The sequence below is a fragment of the Dolichospermum sp. LEGE 00246 genome (genome assembly GCF_015207865.1).
Taxonomy (GTDB): Bacteria; Cyanobacteriota; Cyanobacteriia; order Cyanobacteriales; family Nostocaceae; genus Dolichospermum; species Dolichospermum heterosporum.
Window position 1 is genome coordinate 13,335 of the sequence record NZ_JADEWA010000008.1, and the last position, 18,521, is coordinate 31,855.

Below are 18,521 nucleotides of genomic sequence, written 5' to 3' on the forward strand. Positions count from 1 at the left end.
CTATTGTGGCGTTTCCAGAGGACGACTATCGGGAATATGACTCACAGATTCAGTAGCAATTACTGTTTTGATCTCACCTCCAGGTATTGGTAAAGTTAAATCTGGTCCTTTGCGAATAATGCGGCTACCAAAAAACATGGCTGAGACAAACAAAACGCTGTAAAGAAGGGCAATAACTGAGAGTGAAAATAACACTTCACTTGGTTCTAAATGAGAAGCTGCATCAGTAGTACGAATTTGCCCATATACTGTCCAAGGTTGTCTTCCTACACAGCGCACAATCCAGCCTGATTCAATTGCTAGATAGCCTAAAGGTGCAGCTAAAATCCAAGCCCGTAACAACCATTTTTGCTGATTGATATTATTGGCATTCAGTTTACCTCTAAGCCATTGAAGGATACTCCACAGCATTAATCCGACTAAGAAAAATCCGATTCCCGCCATGATTCGGAAAGAATAGAAAATTAAAGGAATCATTGGTGGACGGTTTTCTGGTTTCCATTCTTTGAGTCCCAAAACAGGATCAGAAAGTTTAGGTTTGAGTTCTAAAATGTAACTTAAACCATTAGGAATAGAAATTTCCCAATCATTTTTTTCCGCTTTGCCATTAGGAGATGCTAATATACTCCAATTTGCAGATTCTCCAGCGGGAATTGTTTCCCATTGGGCTTCTATTGCTGCTAATTTAGTTGGTTGATAGTGATAAACTTGATCACCACTAGCATGACCAATTAATACTTGTACAGGAGCGACAAAAATAGATATTGCTAAAACTATTTTAAATGATTTGCTAAAAAATTCTTGATAGCGATTATTGAGAATATACCAAGCACTAATTCCCCCAATGACAAATAAAGAAGTCTCCAACGTTGCCAAGAACATATGGAGAACACTATTCACCATGAAAGGATTTAAAATTGCTTGAAAATAGTCATCAACAATAAACTTACCATTCACCATTTGTCCACCACTAGGAGTTTGAAACCATGAATTAGCAACTAAAATCCAGAATGTGGAAAGATTCGCACCAAAAGCCACAAGAATAGTCGCTAAATAGTGAATTACGGGAGGAACTCGCTCCCAACCAAACATCATAATTCCTAAAAAAGAAGCCTCTAACATAAATGCCATTGAGCCTTCAAATCCCAGAATACTACCTAAGAAATCTCCTACCGCTTCTGATAGTGGGGCCCAGTTAGTCCCAAACTGAAAACCCATTGGTAAACCTGATGCAACACCAATTCCAAAGTTTAGTAAATACAGTTTTGACCAAAAACGAGCATGATGATAATAAGTAGGGTTTTTGGTTTTTAACCAGAGTCCTTCGACGACAATTAAGTAGATAGACATACCTGTAGTCAGAACAGGCCAAATCATGTGGAAAATCGCCGTAAATGCAAATTGCAACCGTGATAACGCGACGGTATTAGATAAAATTTCCATACTCTTTAAGGGAGTTACGCAAAAGGGCTAAATACCTATTCAGGATACACATTAATATTTGTTTACATTATATTACTTCCAAAAGTTTTAAGCTTTGAAATGTTTGACAATCGGTCGTTTAAGGTTTGACAATCGGTCGTTTTATACTTGTTCTATGCAAAGGTATTAACTGCAAAGATACCCATATCAAAACTAACCTAAAATATAACAGTACAGAATAAATCTTTTGAGATAATTTTAATATTTTTGTAAAAACATGAGATTATATTGATAATTACTCTCAATACAACTGAGAATTATTTCTAAATAATGGTAAAAAATCATCTCGGCTTGTTACAGCCTGGTCAAATTGCCACAATTTCCCAATTGCATAGTGAACCTGGATTACACCAACGCCTTCTAGCAATGGGTTTCCGCACCGGTAGACAAGTTGTGATGCTACGTCGGGGATGGCTTTCTGGACCACTTCATGTTCGCATTGGCACAACAGAAGTGATGCTACGTTGTCGGGAAGCTAGAGAAATAGAAGTTACAAATGTGAGTGTAAAAGCATGACTATCAAACAGATTGCGGTTTTAGGAATGCCAAACACTGGCAAATCCACATTTTTTAACCGTTTTACAGGCGCTAATGCTAGTATCGGCAACTGGCCAGGGATGACAGTAGATTTGATGATGGCAAAAATCAAACTTGGTGAGGAAGAAGCCGAGGTAGTAGATTTGCCGGGAATTTACGATTTACGGGGTTTTTCGGAAGATGAGGCTGTGGTGCGGCGGTTTCTGGAAAGTACACCAGTACATTTAATAATAATAATTCTCAATGCTACTCAAATTGACCGCCAAATTAGTCTAGCTTTACAGATAAAACATTTACATCTTCCCGCAGTATTATTACTGAATATGGCAGATGAAGCCCCAAAATTTGGGGTAAAAGTTGAGCCTGATAAAATAGCCAAGCATCTGGGAATACCAGTATTGCCCATTAGTGCTAAGTATGGTAATGGTTATGATGAAGCAGTAAAAGCGATCGCTCATAGTCTCCAGCAACAGGAAGAAGCAATCACAGCAGGTTCTTTAGAACAGTGTTCTGCGTGCGATAGTAAAATCACCTCAGAAATGAGCAGTTTATTACAAGATGCAGTTTATACTCCAGCACAAGTTCAGGAAAACCTAACAACACGCTTAGATAGAATTCTCTTACATCCAGTTTTCGGCTTACCGCTGTTTTTTGCAACCATGTTTTTGATGTTCCAGGTAGTATATGCCTTGGGAACACCTATGCAAGAGTTTTTGGGAAATATCCTGGACTGGTTTAAAGTAGCAGCATTAGAACCACTATTAGGGGGTTTACCACCGTTTTTGAAAGGTTTCCTAATTGACGGTATTTATGGTGGTATGGGAACAGTTGCGGCTTTTATCCCCGTAATTTTGTTATTTTTCTTCTGCATGGCTATTGTTGAGGATAGCGGATATTTATCACGCTCGGCATTTTTGATGGATGCTTTTATGGAACGACTGGGATTAGATGGTCGTTCTTTTGTGATGTCATTAATGGGATTTGGCTGTAATGTTCCCGCAATTATGGGGACAAGAGTCATGCGTTCCCCTGGTTTGCGAATGCTTTCCATGCTCGTCATTCCCTTTTCTTTGTGTTCAGCGCGACTGAATGTATTTATTTTCATGACTACAGCTTTATTTTCTCCTCACATTGCACCTGTAGTTTTATTTAGTTTGTATTTATTTAGTTTTGTCGCAGCTATCTTGACGGCATTTTTGTTTAGAGGCAGATATCCGAATAAAGAACCATTGGTATTAGAATTACCACCTTATCGCTTTCCCACCATCAAGCAAATGTGGTTACGTGCTTGGGGAGAAATTAGGCATTTTTTAAAGTGGTCAAATCGGTTTATTATCTTTGGTGTGGTGGCTATTTGGTTATTAAATAATTTGCCTTTTGGTGTCCCAATTGCCAGTTCCCAAACATTATCAGGAATGATTGGTCAAGCCACACAACCATTATTAGCACCCATTGGAATTAATCCTCAATTGGCTGTGGCACTGATTTTTGGCTTTATTGCTAAAGAAATTGTTTTAGGTGGTTTAGCGGTCATTTATGGTAAGTCTGAGGGGGCAGATTTAATGGGTGCGATCGCCCATCAAATAGATTGGGTACAGGCTTATAGTTTCATGTTATTTACTCTCCTTTATGTTCCTTGTTTGTCAACTGTTGCCGTCCTCAAAAGTGAATCTAAAAGTTGGAAATTTGCAGTTATATCGGTGGCTTGGTCTGTTGGTTTAGCTTGGGTAACAAGTTTTATTTTCTATCAAAGTGCGAGGGCTTTAGGATTTTAATTTTTCAACATTTTCGGAATTTTGTTGGGTTGCTATGTCGCTTAACCCAACCTACAATTTATCTACAAAAATATATTACGGTTAGCTAAATTTTCAACCATCTTCTAATATTTGTTGTCGGACTCGTTCTATAATTATTCCTTCTTCAGGAGATAAACCATTAACTAACATTTCATATATTAATGGTATACCCAATTCTAATTCCTCCAAAAGTGTCTTTTGGCTAAATACATCTTCTGGTGTTCCTTCTAGCATCAATTGTCCTTTATCCATGACAAAAACCCAATCTGCCCAGCGATAGACTAAATCTAAATCGTGGGTTGCTATTAATAAAGTCTTACCATGTTGATGAATGTCCTTGAGAGTTTTCATCAGATTACGAGTATGTTTAATATCTAAATATGCCGTTGGTTCATCTAATATTAAAAGTTGCGGTTGTAATACCATAATATCAGCAATAGAAACTCGTTTTTTCTGTCCTAAACTGAGATGATGTACTGGTGTTTCTGCTAAATTAGTTAGTTGAAATTCACTTAATACCTGTTCTACTCGCTGTTTAATTTCTACTGTGGGTAAACCTAAATTACACAAACCATAAGAAATATCTTCTTCAACTGTAGAAGCTACTAATTGTTGTTCTGGATCTTGAAATACTAAACCGACTTTTTGCCTAATTTGACTTAAATAATGACGATTATAAATTAACGGTTTTCCACACCAACTAATAGTACCAGAATTAGGTTTATATAAACCATTGGCTAATAAGAAAAGGGTGGTTTTACCACAACCATTTTGACCAATTAAGGCACATTTTTTCCCATAGGGAATCCTCATTGTTAAACCATTCAAAGCTGGTTGCTGTAGCCTTTCTGAACCTGGATAGGTGTAATATACTTGCTCAAATTCGAGTAAATATTCCTGCATTTCGGCAAATTTCTAATCCTATTAATACTACACAGCCACAAATTGCTTCAATGGTATATCGTGGAGATGAATGATAGCGGCGGGGATGCCAAAATCGTAATTCACCAGCAAAACCTCGTGCTTGTAATCCCAGGGAAAACTGACTATATTGTTGTAAGGTTCGCTGTAATAATTGTCCGATTAATAATACTAAACTTTTCATGCTAGTATACCAAGTGCGGTAGCCACCACGAGAATTTTGTGCTGTTAATAATTCATTAGCTGTTTTAAGCAAAATGAAAATAAACCGATACATTAGTAATAATAAATCGGTTAAAAGTGCTGGAAATTTCAACCAACGTAAAGTTTGTAATATTTCTATGAAAGGTACAGTTAACATGAGAAAATATAAACAAGATGTAGAAGCTATTGCTCTAGTTAAAATTCCCCATGCTTGAATGCTACCACTACGGCTAACATAAATATATAACTGCCCAAAAGTCAGTCCATACCATGAATCTAATTGGACGATTTGCAAATTAGTAATTGCAACTCCATTTACCATTAATGCTGGTAAACTTGTCAAACAGAAAACTATGGTAAACATTAACAATCGCAAATAAACACCAGCCGGAATCCTTGCATAGATTACTATCCAAACAGTCATCCAAAGTACCATTAAAATTTGTACTAAGGGATGACTACAAAGAGAAATAATCAGAGTCGTAAATGCAAAAATTAGTTTATGTTCTGGTGGTAATTTTCGCAGTTGATTGGTATAAGCTAAAGTATCTAATTGTAGACTCATTCTTCACGTTTTTGTTGCTGGGAACGTCCTTTATATACACCAATTGCATAACCAACTACTCCCGCACCTAAAGCCGCTTGCGATGCGAATAATAAGCTTTCAATTTCACTACTAGCTGGTTCAAAAAATGATTTAAACCAAGGTTTGTATTCAGGTTGGATTTCTGTAATAGCTTTTTCTGCTTCACCATCTGCACCACTAAATTCTGCTCCGCGGACAAATATTAAAGGTGCAACGGCTAAAGCTAAAACGGCTAATATTAAAAACCAGTTATTTAAGGTTGTTTTAGATTGATTCATGACTTTGATTTTTACCCTTGATTAATCGTAAAAGTTCCAATTCTTGAGGATTATAAGATTGCAGCCAGTTCCACACCAAAACAGTCAATAATCCTTCACTAATTGCTAAGGGTACTTGAGTAATAGCAAAAATTCCCGCGAACTTAATCAATGAAGCGATAAATCCACCCACAGGTGCAGGAAAAGCCAAAGCAAGTTGGATTGAAGTGATAATGTAAGTAAGTAAATCTGCCAATGCGGCGGCTAAAAATATGGCGATTCTTTGTTTACCACTCAGCCCCATTGTGAGATTATAGATCCAGTAGGCGGCAAATGGTCCAGCGATCGCCATTGAAAAAGTATTTGCACCCAAAGTAGTTAAACCGCCATGTGCCAATAACAAAGCTTGAAATAACAATACCAAACTACCCAAAACTGTCATAGTCAAAGGTCCAAATAACACCGCACCCAAACCTGTTCCTGTGGGGTGAGAACAGCTACCTGTGACAGAGGGAATTTTTAACGCTGACAGGACAAAAGTAAAAGCACCAGCCAAACCTAACAAAAGTTTCAATTCCGGTTTAGCTTGGGTAATGCGAGTCAGACTCCGCAACCCTAAAACAAAAAATGGTAATGCGACAACCCACCAAAAAATAGCCCACTGCACCGGTAAAAACCCTTCCATAATGTGCATTGCGTAGGCGGGTTTGGGGAAACCAACTACTAAGTAAAAACTAATAACAGCCATGAGGATTAGACTGACTAACCCCGGTTTTTTTCTAGATATCATCTGTACCTCGCAGATTTTATAAACGTCTTTCTTTCGGCGGGCATCCTGACTGACCATATTATGGCTCACAGTTGCGGGACAGTGCCGGATTCGCACCAGACTTTCCCCCTTACGTCCAATGGCTGCACCCCATCAGAACCGATTGCATAACTATAACACTATTAGTAATACAACCTACATTATTGGGGTGCGATCGCTGCGTGATTTTGATTTTTACAGCAATTTTCGGCATTGCATAATGATGGTAAGTGGCTGGTTGCAATTAAATATAAGATGTGGGATGGCCATCTTGCCCGTCAGCTGGCTAGAAGCCTGTTCCACTATCTAACAATTAAGCCTACTTAATTGGGAACTGAATATTCCTCACGCATTAGGTTACATCTTAGAAATCAAACCCACTCTTTCTGAACTAGTGAAAGGTTTAAAAGAATGGCAACCACAGTATAGACCTCATCGCATTTTTACTGAACTTGATTATACGGTATACCGTACTAAATTTCGTTCGGCTTACCGTATTTTTTTGTCATGTCAACCCCTTGCAAAATATATTTACAAAATGTTATATTTATTTACATAAGAGAACAAAAAGGAAAAAAACATGACAGCTAAAGGCTTTACCACCAACGAACTCGGTCAACTCAACAGCTTTGCGATTGAACCCAAAGTATATGTAGACGAAACCCCAAGAGTAGGTTTTACAGAATACGCAGAAAAGCTCAACGGACGTTTAGCCATGATTGGCTTTGTCTCACTCATAGCTGTAGAAGCGATTACTGGAAATGGCTTGATTGCATGGTTAACAAACCTGTAAATCAGTTTTTGAATCAACAAATAAAACATTAATTAAGGAAAACTATGAAAGTAGACCAAACCCCAAGAGTAGGTTTCACAGAATACGCAGAAAAGCTGAACGGACGTTTAGCCATGATTGGCTTTGTCTCACTCATAGCTGTAGAAGCGATTACAGGAAATGGCTTGATTGGATGGTTGACAAGCCTGTAAATCAGTTTTTTAATCAACAAATACAAAATTAAAAGAGGAAAACTATGAAAACTGATTTTGATTTCCCTAAAAAAGACTTAATTGGCCCAGTTGTATTTCGTCCCGATTTCAATAACTTTGAAACAATTAATGTTAACCAAGCCTGGTCATTATTTTTCAGTGCAGGACAAGACGATAAAGGACTAGGACAAGAAACCGAACTAGGAAGATTTTTTACTAATGTTTTAATTGCAGTAGGAGTAACAGGAACTCTTTGGTCAACTTTCTTTAATAACTTGGGATAAGAAGTTGACGGTGAGTTATAAACTGAATAATTATCTAAGGAGTCTTTGTTATTAGAACACAGACTTCTTTTAATTTTAATATTTAGCAATTCCCATTCCAGTAAGGTACAAGCATTCATAATTAAACGCAGATGAACGCAGATGAACGCAGATAATTTTGTACTTCATTTAAACTAGGAAATGCTATATCAAAACTCAAGTTTGACAAGTTGTCTTTTGACTAAGTAATTTATTTAACTCAAAATAGATAGTTCATAATATCAACGTTAATAGCCCCTCTCACTGGAAAAGTAACTAAATTCCTTTATTTATAGAACCAGCATGAAACCGCAATTATTATTGACATCTACCACAATAGCAGGAATTATCCTGGCTGGGAATTTTTGGGGCGTTACCAAAACTGTAGCTCAAACTACCAACACCCAAGAAGTAACAATTAATTTTCAAGGAAGAGTCGGTAAACAACCTTTTGAATGCGGTAAAACCTATACTTTAGGTAAACCAGCCACAAAAGTTACTCCTGATGACTTCCGTTTTTATGTATCTGATCTTGCCTTAATTGATAATAATGGTAAATCTATACCTGTGAATTTAACACAGGATGGAAAATGGCAATATCAAAATGTCGCTCTCTTAGACTTTGAAAATAAATCTGGTGGTTGTGCTAATGGTACAGTCGAAACACGCAATCAAATTGTTGGGACAATACCCAAAGGTAATTATCAAGGGTTACAATTTACTTTAGGTGTTCCCTTCAATCTTAATCATGCTGATTCTGTCACTGCATCATCACCATTAAATCTGACTTCTTTATGGTGGAATTGGCTATTTGGTTATAAATTTACTCGTTTGGATTGGAAAACCCAAACTCATAATTCTCAGATAAAGCATGGTGAAAAAAGTGAAAAAGCTCAGGGTTTTCCGATTCATTTGGGTAGCACTGGTTGTCAAGCAATTGAGGGAAGTCAAAAACCATCAACTTGTAGTAATTTGAATACCTCAAAAGTCATTTTTACCAAGTTTGATGTTAATAAAAATGTCGTAATTGCTGATATCGCCGCCTTAATAGGAAACACAAATTTAACAATTAACCAAAAAAATACACCTCCTGGTTGTATGTCATCTCCTGATGATAGTGACTGCAATGTGATTATGACTAATTTCGGTCTACCTTTTAATGGTAAACCTGCCGCTAAACAGAAATTTTTTAGAGTCGAATGAGATTATCTCGCTGGTTCACCTTGCTGACAATTTGTTTGTTCTCAGTCTGTTTATCAATGGGACTGAGTACAACCATTTCTGCATCTTCAACTTCAGTATATAACTGGAATATTCCAGCTTGGATGCCTAAACCAATTGTACCAGCCGATAACCCGATGAATTTCCAAAAAGTGGAATTGGGAAGACATCTTTTTTATGAGCAACGGTTATCAATTACAGGTGAATTTTCCTGTGCTACTTGTCATCTGCAAAAATTGGCTTTTACTGATGGTAAAACGGTAGCAGTGGGAGCAACTGGGGAAAAACATCCTCGTAACTCTATGAGTCTTGCGAATATTGCCTATAACCCTGTATTAACTTGGGCTAACCCTTTAATGACAAAGTTGGAAAATCAAGCTTTAGTGCCAATATTTGGTGAACATCCAGTAGAAATGGGGATGGTAGGAAGGGAGAAACAAATATTAGCAATGTTGCGAGATGACGCGAAATATCGGCAGATGTTTACAGATGCTTTTAAGAATGAGAAAAATCCTATTAACCTGAGTAATTTAACTAAGGCTTTAGCAGCTTTTCAACGCAGCTTGATTTCTGTCAATTCTCCCTATGATAAATATCGCTTTGGTGGTGATACTAATGCCATTTCTCCAGCAGCAAAACGGGGTGAAAAATTATTTAACAGCGAAGATTTAGAATGTTTTCACTGTCATGGAGGAATTAATTTCACAGATTCGGTTATGCACGAAAAATTAGCATTTCAAGAAATTGCTTTTCATAATACTGGACTTTATAATATTGATGGCAAAGGAGCTTATCCAGCAAATAATACTGGTGTTTATGAAATAACTTCCAAACCAACAGATATGGGTCGTTTTAAAGCTCCTACTTTGCGGAATATTGCCCTTACTGCTCCCTATATGCACGATGGGAGTATAGCGACCTTAGAAGAAGTAATTGACCATTATCAAAAAGGTGGCAGAACTATTCATACAGGGGAACTTGCCGGAATTGGTAGTACAAATCCTTTCAAAAGTGAATTTATTAGTGGGTTTAAATTAAGTGAAAGTGAAAAACAGGATTTACTGGAATTTTTACGGAGTCTGACTGATGAGGAGTTTATTAAAAACCCTGCTTTTAGTAATCCCTACGGAGATAAAGTAACAGAATAATTATCAATATAGCATTTCCTAGTCTAATGAAGTACAAAATTATCCGCGTTTATCTTGCTATAACGACAATTTTCAATGCCAACCTACTTAGGCATCAGTATAAAAAGTATGCTGCTCTTGGTGACTAGTTGAATTGATGCCAAACTGCTATTGCAATTTTTACTATTTATGCGATAATGATTATTATTCTCACATAAATGCAGTGCGACTTCTTTCTATCTTTATTGTTGCAGTCTTTTTCTGGCGTGCCAGAGGAACACGATTATTACTATAATTTATGCCAGTAAATGGATTAGTGTAGTTTTGAAATTTGCTAATCTCTCTATCTAAAGTATCTGCTGCTATGGTTGTTATTTCATGACGAGGATGAAATAAAGATTCTAAATCAATCAAGATGGGATATTCTCCCGCTGCAATCAAGTTCTCAAAGTGAAAGTCTGTAGCTTCTAAGCTATACAACAATCCTAAATAACCACCTTGACGCTGATAAAATCTTTCTAATTCATCTGCTGAATGACATTCTTTAAAGTTAACAAATTCTACCCAGCGATTAATTGTTTCTAAAACTTGTCTGGCTAAAACCGGGTATTCTTCCCACAATGCTAATTGCACTTCGGGATTTTTCAACCGTTGTATAAAGCTAGAAAATCTTGCTTGAGCATTATCACCCTTTAACAAACCTTGCAATCTGGCTACATTCAGTTCTAATACTAAGGTTGTATTTACCATTAATAGCAGTTGTTCTGGTAATCCCTCTAATAAAATATCATGAATATTACTTAAATTTTTAGGAAGATTTTGTATATTATTTAATCCAGTTTCTAATTTAATCATACCTTTAGCAAGCAAAGGAGTAAGGACATTCAAAAATCTAAAACAAGGATGTGCAGAGAAACTAGAACTAGATAACAGCTTTGCAATATCTTGATTATTTAAATTTTCGTAAGCTTGCTCAATTTCTTTTACCCACGTCAATGGTACAGTTACTACTGTTTGTCCCAAAATTTGGCAAAATTGCTCTTCATTAATTCCCTAAGTAGCTAGTTTTTGAGCAAATAATTCTGTATTTACCCAAATAGAATCTGATTTCCACCGTTGAAGCCTTTTTAACCCCAACTCAACATCATCCACCAACTCATCGGAACTAACTGCTATCCGTTCCTTTAATGACATAGCACGAAACCAAAGGGAATCTTGACAGTTGATTTTTTTCATTTTCTCAGAAACTTACTCAGTGTTTACACGATCGCTCAACTATGATAATAATTATCATTATCTGGCTATCTGTGTAAAGCAGATTCAGATGAGGGTGTATCAGTGAGGATGTAATGTTAAAAGTTTTCTTAGGTTTAGTCTTAGCAACCCCAGTAGTTTTGATTTCTTCAGTAGCATGGGGTAGTGAAATAGCAGAAAATGATGATTTAGCACAAGTAACTTCTGTATCTCAATTGTCTGACGTACAACCCACAGACTGGGCTTTTAGTGCTTTACAATCCTTAGTAGAACGGTATGGTTGTGTAGCAGGATATCCCAACGGAACATTCCGGGGAAACCGCGCTATGACTCGTTATGAATTTGCTGCTGGTTTAAATGCTTGTTTAGACAGAATTAATGAGCTAATAGCCACATCAACTGCTGATTTAGTTCAAAAAGAAGATTTACTTCCTATCCAACGGCTACAAGAGGAATTTACCGCTGAATTAGCCACCTTACGCGGGCGGGTGGATGCTGTAGAAAACCGCGCCGAAATTTTAGAAAGTCAGCAATTTTCCACAACTACCAAGCTTTCCGGTGAAGCGATTTTTGCCATTACTGATGTTTTGAGTGGGGATAGCGATCCTTTTGGCGTGGGTGTACCTCGCAACAGCACTATTTTCGCTAACAGAGTCCGGCTTAACTTAGTCAGTAGTTTTACGGGTCAAGATGAGCTAAAAATTAGACTCCAAGCAGGTAGCACTCCACACCCCCAAAGGGCGGGCGGTTTTCGCTATGGTGCAGATCCCTTCATCGCTTCATTAGGAAGTAGACAAACAACACCAGAAGGTGGACAAACCTTTAATCAAGAGTTTCCTGATCAAGCTGGTAGTGTAGAATTAGGGACAGTTAGTTATAAGTTTCCAGTCAGTAAAAAATTACGGGCAACTGTATTTGCCAATAGGGGAGAACACGTAGACTATTTACCCAATGTATTTAGTACATTTAATGATGAAGATGGGGGTTCTGGTTCACTTTCCACCTTTGCTCAATATAGTCCTATCTACCGCATTGTTTCCCAAGGTGCGGGTTTAGGGTTGAATTATGAATTGAGTTCGGGGATTAACTTAACTTTAGGTTATTTAGCTCCCAATGCCGAAAGTCCAGAAAATTTAACTCCTGATAGCAGTAATGGAACGACAGCAGGAGGTTTATTTAATGGTCGCTACTCAGCTTTAGCACAATTAACCATCCAACCAAGCAGAAATTTAGCTTTTGGTTTAACTTACCTCAACGGTTATACCGCAGGAACACCGACTTTCCTTAATGATGTGGGAACAATTTCCGCCAATTCATCGAGTTTAATTTCCGATAATGCCCGACGAGAAATTAACGCTTACGGTGTAGCGGGGTTGTGGCGAGTTTCTCCCAAATTTGCTGTCAATAGTTGGTTTATGTATACTAATCAACAAGGTAGATCCGCAGGAACTGAGAATGAAAGTGCAGATGTTTACAGTTATGCGATCGCTCTAGCTTTTCCTGATTTGGGTAAAAACGGTAACTTAGGAGGTATTGTCGTTGGTGTTCCCCCCTATGCGACTCGTTCCGGTATCATTCCTTTCTATAGACCATTTTTAGGTGGTGCAAGTGATGTAGTTAGTGCCATTCCTAATCGCACTACACCCTTGCATTTGGAAGCTTTCTATAAATATCAACTAAATGATAATATCTCAATTACACCGGGTGTAATTTGGTTGGTTGCGCCTAATCAAACCAGTAATAATCCTGATGTTGTCATTGGTACGGTGAGGACTACTTTCTCGTTCTAAGTTGTTATACTCAAAACGGTTGAGACATAGACTTTTGTAAAATCACGAAAACCCTAGATTTGTAGGGGTTTAGCAGTGCTAAACCCCTACCCGGAGAATCAAATAATTAAGCCGTGTTGAGTATATCTACGGTTTGACCATTGACTCTGTGCGGGATTTCCGGAAGTTAACCCAGTGTAAACTAGCTTCAAACTATACTGGCTTGGTGATGATTGGTGGTGGTGTGACGAAAAACTTCACTCAGGATACAGTCGTGGCTGCGCTAATCCTACAGTTGAAACACGCAATCAAATTGTTGGGATAATACCCAAATGTAAGTATCAAGGCTTACAATTTACTTCAAGTATTCTCTTCAATTTCAATCATGCCGATTCTGTCACCGCACCGTCACCATTAAATCTAACTTCTTTATGGTGAAATTGGCTTTTTGGTTATAAATTTGCTCGTCTAGATTGGAAAGTCCAAACTCATAATTCTCAGCTAAAGCATTGGTAATTTACCCGTAGATAATAGTACATCTGCGATACTAGAATGTGCAAGTTTATACTATGCTAAAGCGGATGGTTTGCTACCTTGGTCAGAACGCCCAGAACCATTGAAAAAAGGTATTTTAGCGAAAATACCTGCACTAAAATAAGTGGCAAAGTTAAACGTCAACTGTTGTTAATTGTTCACTAGATATCAGTATAAAAAGTATTTTGCTGTTGGTGACTAGTTAAATTGATGCCAAGCCGCTATTGCAATTTTTACCATTTGTGTGATAATGATTATAATTCTCATTCAAGTGCAGTGCGGCTTTTTTCTTTATTGTCGCAGTCTTTTTTACCGTGTAATTGAGTAAATTACCTTGCTGGTTAACGAAAAAGACTGCAACTTTTACCTTGGTCAAATTTTTAGTTATACAGGTGTTTAGGTAAAAAATGTCTACTAATTTAGTTACGAAACTGGGAATTCAAATTGTTGCGTCTAGTGTGACTATGACTTTGGGAATGTGGTGTGAGAATTACAAAGTTATAGCAGCAGAAATTCCCCAACAGGAAGAACCAGTCGCAGAGAAAATTACTCAAAATCCGCCAACAGCTACAGAAGAAGCTGATATTGAAATAAATGTCATTGAGAAGCTATTAAATGAACCTGTTTTTTCACCCTTTCGTCAGGAAGGAACAGTGAAAGATTCTACCCGGCCAATTTATGTAATTACGGGTGAAGAAATGGAAGCACAAGGTGCGAGAACTATCAGAGAAGCACTTAAATTTCTGCCTGGTATATTAGGTGATGGTACAGTAGGAACAGAAGTTAATGCTTTAAGTGGTCAATTAATTCGTGGTTCTAATACTGGTCAAGTATTAATATTACTTGATGGTAGACCAATTAATAATGCCGGAAGTGGTGGTTTTGATCTTTCCGAATTTACAACTAATAATATTCAAAGAATTGAAGTATTACCGGGGGGAGGTTCAACTCTGTATGGTTCTGATGCAATTGGGGGAGTAATTAATATTATTACCCGTCGTCCTACAGAGAAAATTACCACAGAGGCAAAAGTCAATATTGGTGCTTATGGACTCAATCAACAGAGTATTCAAAATAGCGGTAAAAAAGGTGATATTTCTTGGGTTGTAGGTTATAACCGTACCCAAGCAGAAAATAATTATCCTTTTTCTATTCCTGAAGCTAATTTTTCAGGAACAAGGAGGAATAATGATGCACTTTATAACAATTTCAATGTCAAATTAGAAGCAGATTTAGGAAAACGAAATACTCTCAGTTTCTCGACTTTATACTTAAATAAAGAACAAGGAACACCGGGAGGAGTGCCAATTCCTTTTCCAGTCAATGGACAAGGTTTTTTTAATTCACTTACAGATAAAAATCGCAAATACACAGATCAAGTTTTGACTGATTTAACCTGGAATTCAAAATTAGGAGGTGGGGATAATTCTTTATTAACAGCAAGAATTTATGGTGATTTTTTGAATACTCGTTTTGATCCTAGTGGTTCATCTTCATCTCCCAGTCGCTTTGAGACTAATCAAACTTCCTACGGAATTCAAACTACACATAGTTGGAACTTTGCTAAAAATCAAAGCTTAGTTTATGGCTTTGATTATCGCACTGTCAATGTTCGGAATACTTCTTTTAGCTATTCCACTAATAAAGAAACATTGAATTATGATAATGACATTAATCAAGGAGCATTATTTGGCAAATATGAAGTAGCATTAATCCCCAACTTGACTATTAATTTAGGGTTACGTCAAGACTTTAGTAGCTTAGTAAATGGTTCTGTTACATCTCCATCTGTAGGAACAAAATTTGCTGTCTCTGATTCAACTACTTTAAGAGCAAATTACATCAAAAATTTCCGAGTTCCCACCATTGCTAACTTATTTAATGTCAATCCTAGCAATATTGGCAACCCAGAACTTAAACCAGAAAGAGGTGATAGTTATGATATTGGTATTGACCAAAAACTTGGTGATATTGGTTTACTAAGATTAACCTTTTTCAAAAATAGTGTATCAGATACAATTGCCTTTAAGCGACTGATACCACCAGTAAATGGTAATACAGGAACTTGGGAAAATATCGGCTTGGTGGAAACTACAGGAATTGAAGCTACATTGAATTTGCAGATTGCGAAAAACATTTATACATTTGTCAATTATACGGCAAATGATCCACGCATTTTAAAAAGTTCTAATTCGGCGGAAATTGACAAAGAATTGCGGTTTGCTGGGGCAGATAAATTAAATATGGGGGTTTCTTATGAAAATCCTCAAGGTTTGTATTTGGGTTTACTAATGAATTCCTTAAATGGGTATCCTACTAATAATACAAATACAGAATTTTTATCTGGTTATACGACTTTTGATTTTAAACTGCGTGTACCTTTAAGTGATAAACTGGTAGTTACAGGTAGTTTGGAAAATCTCTTTAATCAGCGTTATCAGTTGTTTCCTGGTTTTCCTGACGGAGGTAGAGGTTTTCAAGTTGGTTTAAGTTCTACTTTTTAATATTTTTCTCACGCAGAGCCGCAGAGTCACAGAGAGTAATACAAGAGTTTAATACAAGGAGGATGTTTTATGGCTGATTTTAATTGTTGGGTAACACCAGTAAACGAAAGAACAATTGAAGCGACTGGGAGTAATTGGCAAATTGAATATGAGTTTTTTGATTGTCAAGGTGATGTGCTTGCTTGTTTAGCTTATACTTTATTTCAGGAAAATTGGCATCAAGTTGGTTTGGGACATTTGGAACAAGGTAGTGTTTTAGAGTTGGAGTTTCATGAAGCACCTAAAAAATGTGTTCTCTATGATGGGTATTTAACTGTTATTACTAGAGATTGGCATTTTCATTTATGTATTGAGGAAACTTTAGGTGGTCCTAATGCTGAAACTTCTATCGAAGTAAGACAACAACGTTTGATTAATAAGGGTGCATTTTATAGAAGGATAAATCCCGAAGGAGAACCCAGAAGTTGGGGTATTCAATTTTGGAATGGTGCTGGTGAAAAGGCTATGACGATATTTTTACCTAATCCTTATGTGGAAGATGAAAATTTGCTTCCTGAAGGTAAGGCTGATTTTAAAAAGTTGGATTTTTATCAGGAACTTAGAGATATTTATGTATTAGGTAAAAAGCCCATTCCTTTTACTAAAAATCCTCTCAAATGTGCCTATATTGCAGTTTGTACTTCTGGACGTTGTTATCCTTCTCGAAAGTGGCAACCTACTTTTGAGGCTTTAAAGGCTGCTGTTGAGAAGGCAGAATTAGATTTGGAAGTGAGAACAAGTGGTTGTTTACAGGTTTGTAAGTTAGGTCCTGTTGTTTATCATTCTACTGATAGAACTTGGTACAGTCGTGTTAAGCCGGAAGTTGCAGAAAGAATTGTACAGGAACATTTGGTTGAGGGAAATAAGGTTGTTGAATATATATATCCTTAGTTGGTGTTTTTCTGGGGTAATTTTCTCACGCAGAGGCGCAGAGGCGCAAAGAGGAATATGGAAGATGATTTTCGGGAAGTCTCAGGTTATTATTTTTCTATGTCAGTTGTTTTTAGTTGCTGTTTTGGTTGTTTCTTGTCAAGGTTCTCAGAATAGTCCGGTTGTTAGTTCAGTTAATAATGGCTGTGTTCAAAAGTATGATTCTAATGTTGATTATTTTCCCAATAAGGTGAAGGTTACTCATGCTATCGGTTTTGCAGTTGAATATTATAAAAACTACAAAGTCGTGACGATTAAAAATCCCTGGAAAGATGCTAAAACAGGTTTTAAATATGTTTTGGTTCAATGCGGTACACCAATACCACCAGGGTTCGAGAAATCCCAAATATTTACTACACCTGTAAATTCTGTGATTTCTCTTTCTACAACTCATTTACCACATTTTTCTAAGTTAAATGTTGTTGATAAGTTAATCGGTGTTAGCGATATTAAACAAGTAACTACACCAGATTTTATTGACAGAATCAAGGCTGGTAAGGTGGTATCTGTTGGGAATAATTCTACTGTGAATGTGGAGAAAGTTTTAGAACTTAATCCTGAGTTAGTTACCACTTTTGGTACTGGAAATCAACAAACTGATAGTTTTCCTAAGTTGTTGGAAGCTGGGTTAAAGGTGGCGATAAATGCTGAATATATGGAAGATACGCCACTGGGGAGAAGTGAATGGTTAAAGTTTACTGCTTTATTTTTTAATAAGGAGGAAGAGGCGGAAAAAATCTTTGCTGCAATTGCTAAGAAATACGCAGATATTGCTACTAAGGCTAAAGCTGTTAAAAATCGTCCGACTGTGTTTGTAGGCTTCAATTTTAAAGGGACTTGGTATACATCAGGTGGTAATAGTTATGTGGCTAAATATCTAGCCGACGCAGGTGCAAATTATCTTTGGAGTGAGGATAAATCTTCTGGTAGTTTACCTATATCTTTTGAAGCTGTTTTTGAACGGGCTGCTAATGCTGATTATTGGTTGAATCTTAGACAATCTTGGAACAGTTTAAAAGATGTTGTGACTGAAGATAATCGTTATGGTGATTTTCATGCTTTCAAAAAAGGAAATCTCTATAATAATAATGCTCGCCTTAGTCCCAATGGTGGTAATGACTACTGGCAAAGTGGCATGAGTAACCCTGATGTGGTTTTATCTGATTTAATTAAAATATTTCATCCAGAAATATTACCTAATTATAACCTATTTTACTATCAAAAAGTGAATAAATAATGTTAATTGAAAAGCATGAGGTTATTAAT

19 protein-coding genes, 1 pseudogene and 1 riboswitch are annotated in these 18,521 nt (G+C 36.9%); of the genes and pseudogenes, 13 read left to right on the top strand and 7 right to left on the bottom strand.

Annotated elements, in window-relative coordinates; translation table 11 throughout:
* A complete protein-coding gene (locus IQ228_RS01175; RefSeq protein ID WP_096662868.1) occupies positions 1–1,443 on the bottom strand; it encodes a cytochrome ubiquinol oxidase subunit I in 1,443 nt (480 codons plus the stop codon).
* Between the two features lie 309 nt (positions 1,444–1,752).
* Between IQ228_RS01175 and IQ228_RS01180 the strand changes: the two genes are divergently transcribed.
* Positions 1,753–1,998 carry a FeoA family protein gene (locus IQ228_RS01180; protein WP_096662871.1) on the top strand — a complete coding sequence of 82 codons (246 nt, stop codon included), beginning with the start codon at positions 1,753–1,755 and terminating at the stop codon, positions 1,996–1,998.
* The gene (feoB, locus tag IQ228_RS01185; RefSeq protein ID WP_197705481.1) at positions 1,995–3,794 is read left to right on the top strand and encodes a ferrous iron transport protein B; all 1,800 of its coding nucleotides are present in this window, start codon (positions 1,995–1,997) and stop codon (positions 3,792–3,794) included. Before IQ228_RS01180 ends, feoB begins: the two co-directional genes overlap by 4 nt.
* 93 nt (positions 3,795–3,887) lie before the next feature.
* Here feoB and IQ228_RS01190 read toward each other — a convergent pair whose 3' ends face one another.
* From IQ228_RS01190 to IQ228_RS01205, 4 genes are read right to left on the bottom strand one after another with little or no spacing between them, the layout of a single operon-like run.
* On the bottom strand, positions 3,888–4,718 hold the full coding sequence (locus IQ228_RS01190) for an energy-coupling factor ABC transporter ATP-binding protein (RefSeq protein WP_193961984.1): 831 nt from the start codon (positions 4,716–4,718) through the stop codon (positions 3,888–3,890).
* Positions 4,693–5,505: a cobalt ECF transporter T component CbiQ gene (gene cbiQ / locus IQ228_RS01195; protein ID WP_193961985.1), complete on the bottom strand. Its 813-nt coding sequence runs from the start codon at positions 5,503–5,505 to the stop codon at positions 4,693–4,695. Before cbiQ ends, IQ228_RS01190 begins: the two co-directional genes overlap by 26 nt.
* Positions 5,502–5,804, bottom strand: a complete 303-nt coding sequence (locus IQ228_RS01200; protein ID WP_039204921.1) for an energy-coupling factor ABC transporter substrate-binding protein — start codon at positions 5,802–5,804, stop codon at positions 5,502–5,504. Before IQ228_RS01200 ends, cbiQ begins: the two co-directional genes overlap by 4 nt.
* Complete coding sequence (locus tag IQ228_RS01205; RefSeq protein WP_193961986.1) at positions 5,791–6,573, bottom strand: energy-coupling factor ABC transporter permease; 783 nt, start codon at positions 6,571–6,573, stop codon at positions 5,791–5,793. Before IQ228_RS01205 ends, IQ228_RS01200 begins: the two co-directional genes overlap by 14 nt.
* A 17-nt stretch (positions 6,574–6,590) precedes the next feature.
* Positions 6,591–6,731, bottom strand: a riboswitch (cobalamin riboswitch).
* Positions 6,732–7,171: 440 nt separating this feature from the next.
* Between IQ228_RS01205 and IQ228_RS01210 the strand changes: the two genes are divergently transcribed.
* From IQ228_RS01210 to IQ228_RS01230, 5 genes are all read left to right on the top strand, one after another.
* Entirely contained in the window at positions 7,172–7,384 is a 213-nt protein-coding gene (locus IQ228_RS01210) for a chlorophyll a/b-binding protein (RefSeq protein ID WP_039204924.1), read from the top strand.
* Between the two features lie 44 nt (positions 7,385–7,428).
* Positions 7,429–7,575: a chlorophyll a/b-binding protein gene (locus IQ228_RS01215; protein ID WP_039204925.1), complete on the top strand. Its 147-nt coding sequence runs from the start codon at positions 7,429–7,431 to the stop codon at positions 7,573–7,575.
* A gap of 44 nt (positions 7,576–7,619) precedes the next feature.
* On the top strand, positions 7,620–7,859 hold the full coding sequence (locus IQ228_RS01220) for a hypothetical protein (protein ID WP_193897586.1): 240 nt from the start codon (positions 7,620–7,622) through the stop codon (positions 7,857–7,859).
* A gap of 321 nt (positions 7,860–8,180) precedes the next feature.
* Complete coding sequence (locus IQ228_RS01225; RefSeq protein WP_193961987.1) at positions 8,181–9,080, top strand: MbnP family copper-binding protein; 900 nt, start codon at positions 8,181–8,183, stop codon at positions 9,078–9,080.
* Between the two features lie 56 nt (positions 9,081–9,136).
* Positions 9,137–10,246 (top strand): methanobactin export MATE transporter MbnM, encoded by a 1,110-nt coding sequence (locus IQ228_RS01230; RefSeq protein WP_228043628.1) that lies wholly within the window; start codon positions 9,137–9,139, stop codon positions 10,244–10,246.
* 189 nt (positions 10,247–10,435) lie between these two features.
* Here IQ228_RS01230 and IQ228_RS01235 read toward each other — a convergent pair whose 3' ends face one another.
* Together IQ228_RS01235 and IQ228_RS01240 are read right to left on the bottom strand one after the other, a co-directional pair.
* Positions 10,436–11,248, bottom strand: coding sequence for a DUF4135 domain-containing protein (locus tag IQ228_RS01235; protein ID WP_039199808.1), 813 nt, complete (start codon positions 11,246–11,248; stop codon positions 10,436–10,438).
* A 30-nt stretch (positions 11,249–11,278) separates the two neighbouring features.
* A complete protein-coding gene (locus IQ228_RS01240; protein ID WP_039199810.1) occupies positions 11,279–11,461 on the bottom strand; it encodes a hypothetical protein in 183 nt (60 codons plus the stop codon).
* 113 nt (positions 11,462–11,574) lie between these two features.
* Between IQ228_RS01240 and IQ228_RS01245 the strand changes: the two genes are divergently transcribed.
* The 6 genes and pseudogenes from IQ228_RS01245 (at position 11,575) to IQ228_RS01270 (ending at position 18,492) form a co-directional block, all read left to right on the top strand.
* Positions 11,575–13,269, top strand: a complete 1,695-nt coding sequence (locus tag IQ228_RS01245) for an iron uptake porin (RefSeq protein WP_193961988.1) — start codon at positions 11,575–11,577, stop codon at positions 13,267–13,269.
* Positions 13,270–13,417: 148 nt separating this feature from the next.
* Positions 13,418–13,573 (top strand): deoxyhypusine synthase family protein, encoded by a 156-nt coding sequence (locus IQ228_RS01250; RefSeq protein WP_235335118.1) that lies wholly within the window; start codon positions 13,418–13,420, stop codon positions 13,571–13,573.
* A gap of 186 nt (positions 13,574–13,759) precedes the next feature.
* Positions 13,760–13,906, top strand: a pseudogene (locus tag IQ228_RS01255) (DUF1636 family protein); the annotation flags it as partial.
* 283 nt (positions 13,907–14,189) lie between these two features.
* Positions 14,190–16,286: a TonB-dependent siderophore receptor gene (locus IQ228_RS01260; RefSeq protein WP_193961989.1), complete on the top strand. Its 2,097-nt coding sequence runs from the start codon at positions 14,190–14,192 to the stop codon at positions 16,284–16,286.
* 69 nt (positions 16,287–16,355) lie between these two features.
* The gene (locus IQ228_RS01265) at positions 16,356–17,216 is read left to right on the top strand and encodes a ferredoxin (protein WP_039201923.1); all 861 of its coding nucleotides are present in this window, start codon (positions 16,356–16,358) and stop codon (positions 17,214–17,216) included.
* Between the two features lie 64 nt (positions 17,217–17,280).
* Positions 17,281–18,492: an ABC transporter substrate-binding protein gene (locus IQ228_RS01270; protein ID WP_193961990.1), complete on the top strand. Its 1,212-nt coding sequence runs from the start codon at positions 17,281–17,283 to the stop codon at positions 18,490–18,492.
* The last annotated feature ends 29 nt before the right edge of the window (positions 18,493–18,521 follow it).

Excerpts from the sequence above, each read along its gene's own strand:
- IQ228_RS01175 (WP_096662868.1), bottom strand. The coding sequence starts at position 1,443 with ATGGAAATTTTATCTAATACCGTCGCGTTATCACGGTTGCAATTTGCA.
- IQ228_RS01180 (WP_096662871.1), top strand. The coding sequence starts at position 1,753 with ATGGTAAAAAATCATCTCGGCTTGTTACAGCCTGGTCAAATTGCCACA.
- feoB (WP_197705481.1), top strand. The coding sequence starts at position 1,995 with ATGACTATCAAACAGATTGCGGTTTTAGGAATGCCAAACACTGGCAAA.
- IQ228_RS01190 (WP_193961984.1), bottom strand. The coding sequence starts at position 4,718 with ATGCAGGAATATTTACTCGAATTTGAGCAAGTATATTACACCTATCCA.
- cbiQ (WP_193961985.1), bottom strand. The coding sequence starts at position 5,505 with ATGAGTCTACAATTAGATACTTTAGCTTATACCAATCAACTGCGAAAA.
- IQ228_RS01200 (WP_039204921.1), bottom strand. The coding sequence starts at position 5,804 with ATGAATCAATCTAAAACAACCTTAAATAACTGGTTTTTAATATTAGCC.
- IQ228_RS01205 (WP_193961986.1), bottom strand. The coding sequence starts at position 6,573 with ATGATATCTAGAAAAAAACCGGGGTTAGTCAGTCTAATCCTCATGGCT.
- IQ228_RS01210 (WP_039204924.1), top strand. The coding sequence starts at position 7,172 with ATGACAGCTAAAGGCTTTACCACCAACGAACTCGGTCAACTCAACAGC.
- IQ228_RS01215 (WP_039204925.1), top strand. The coding sequence starts at position 7,429 with ATGAAAGTAGACCAAACCCCAAGAGTAGGTTTCACAGAATACGCAGAA.
- IQ228_RS01220 (WP_193897586.1), top strand. The coding sequence starts at position 7,620 with ATGAAAACTGATTTTGATTTCCCTAAAAAAGACTTAATTGGCCCAGTT.
- IQ228_RS01225 (WP_193961987.1), top strand. The coding sequence starts at position 8,181 with ATGAAACCGCAATTATTATTGACATCTACCACAATAGCAGGAATTATC.
- IQ228_RS01230 (WP_228043628.1), top strand. The coding sequence starts at position 9,137 with ATGGGACTGAGTACAACCATTTCTGCATCTTCAACTTCAGTATATAAC.
- IQ228_RS01240 (WP_039199810.1), bottom strand. The coding sequence starts at position 11,461 with ATGAAAAAAATCAACTGTCAAGATTCCCTTTGGTTTCGTGCTATGTCA.
- IQ228_RS01245 (WP_193961988.1), top strand. The coding sequence starts at position 11,575 with ATGTTAAAAGTTTTCTTAGGTTTAGTCTTAGCAACCCCAGTAGTTTTG.
- IQ228_RS01260 (WP_193961989.1), top strand. The coding sequence starts at position 14,190 with ATGTCTACTAATTTAGTTACGAAACTGGGAATTCAAATTGTTGCGTCT.
- IQ228_RS01265 (WP_039201923.1), top strand. The coding sequence starts at position 16,356 with ATGGCTGATTTTAATTGTTGGGTAACACCAGTAAACGAAAGAACAATT.
- IQ228_RS01270 (WP_193961990.1), top strand. The coding sequence starts at position 17,281 with ATGATTTTCGGGAAGTCTCAGGTTATTATTTTTCTATGTCAGTTGTTT.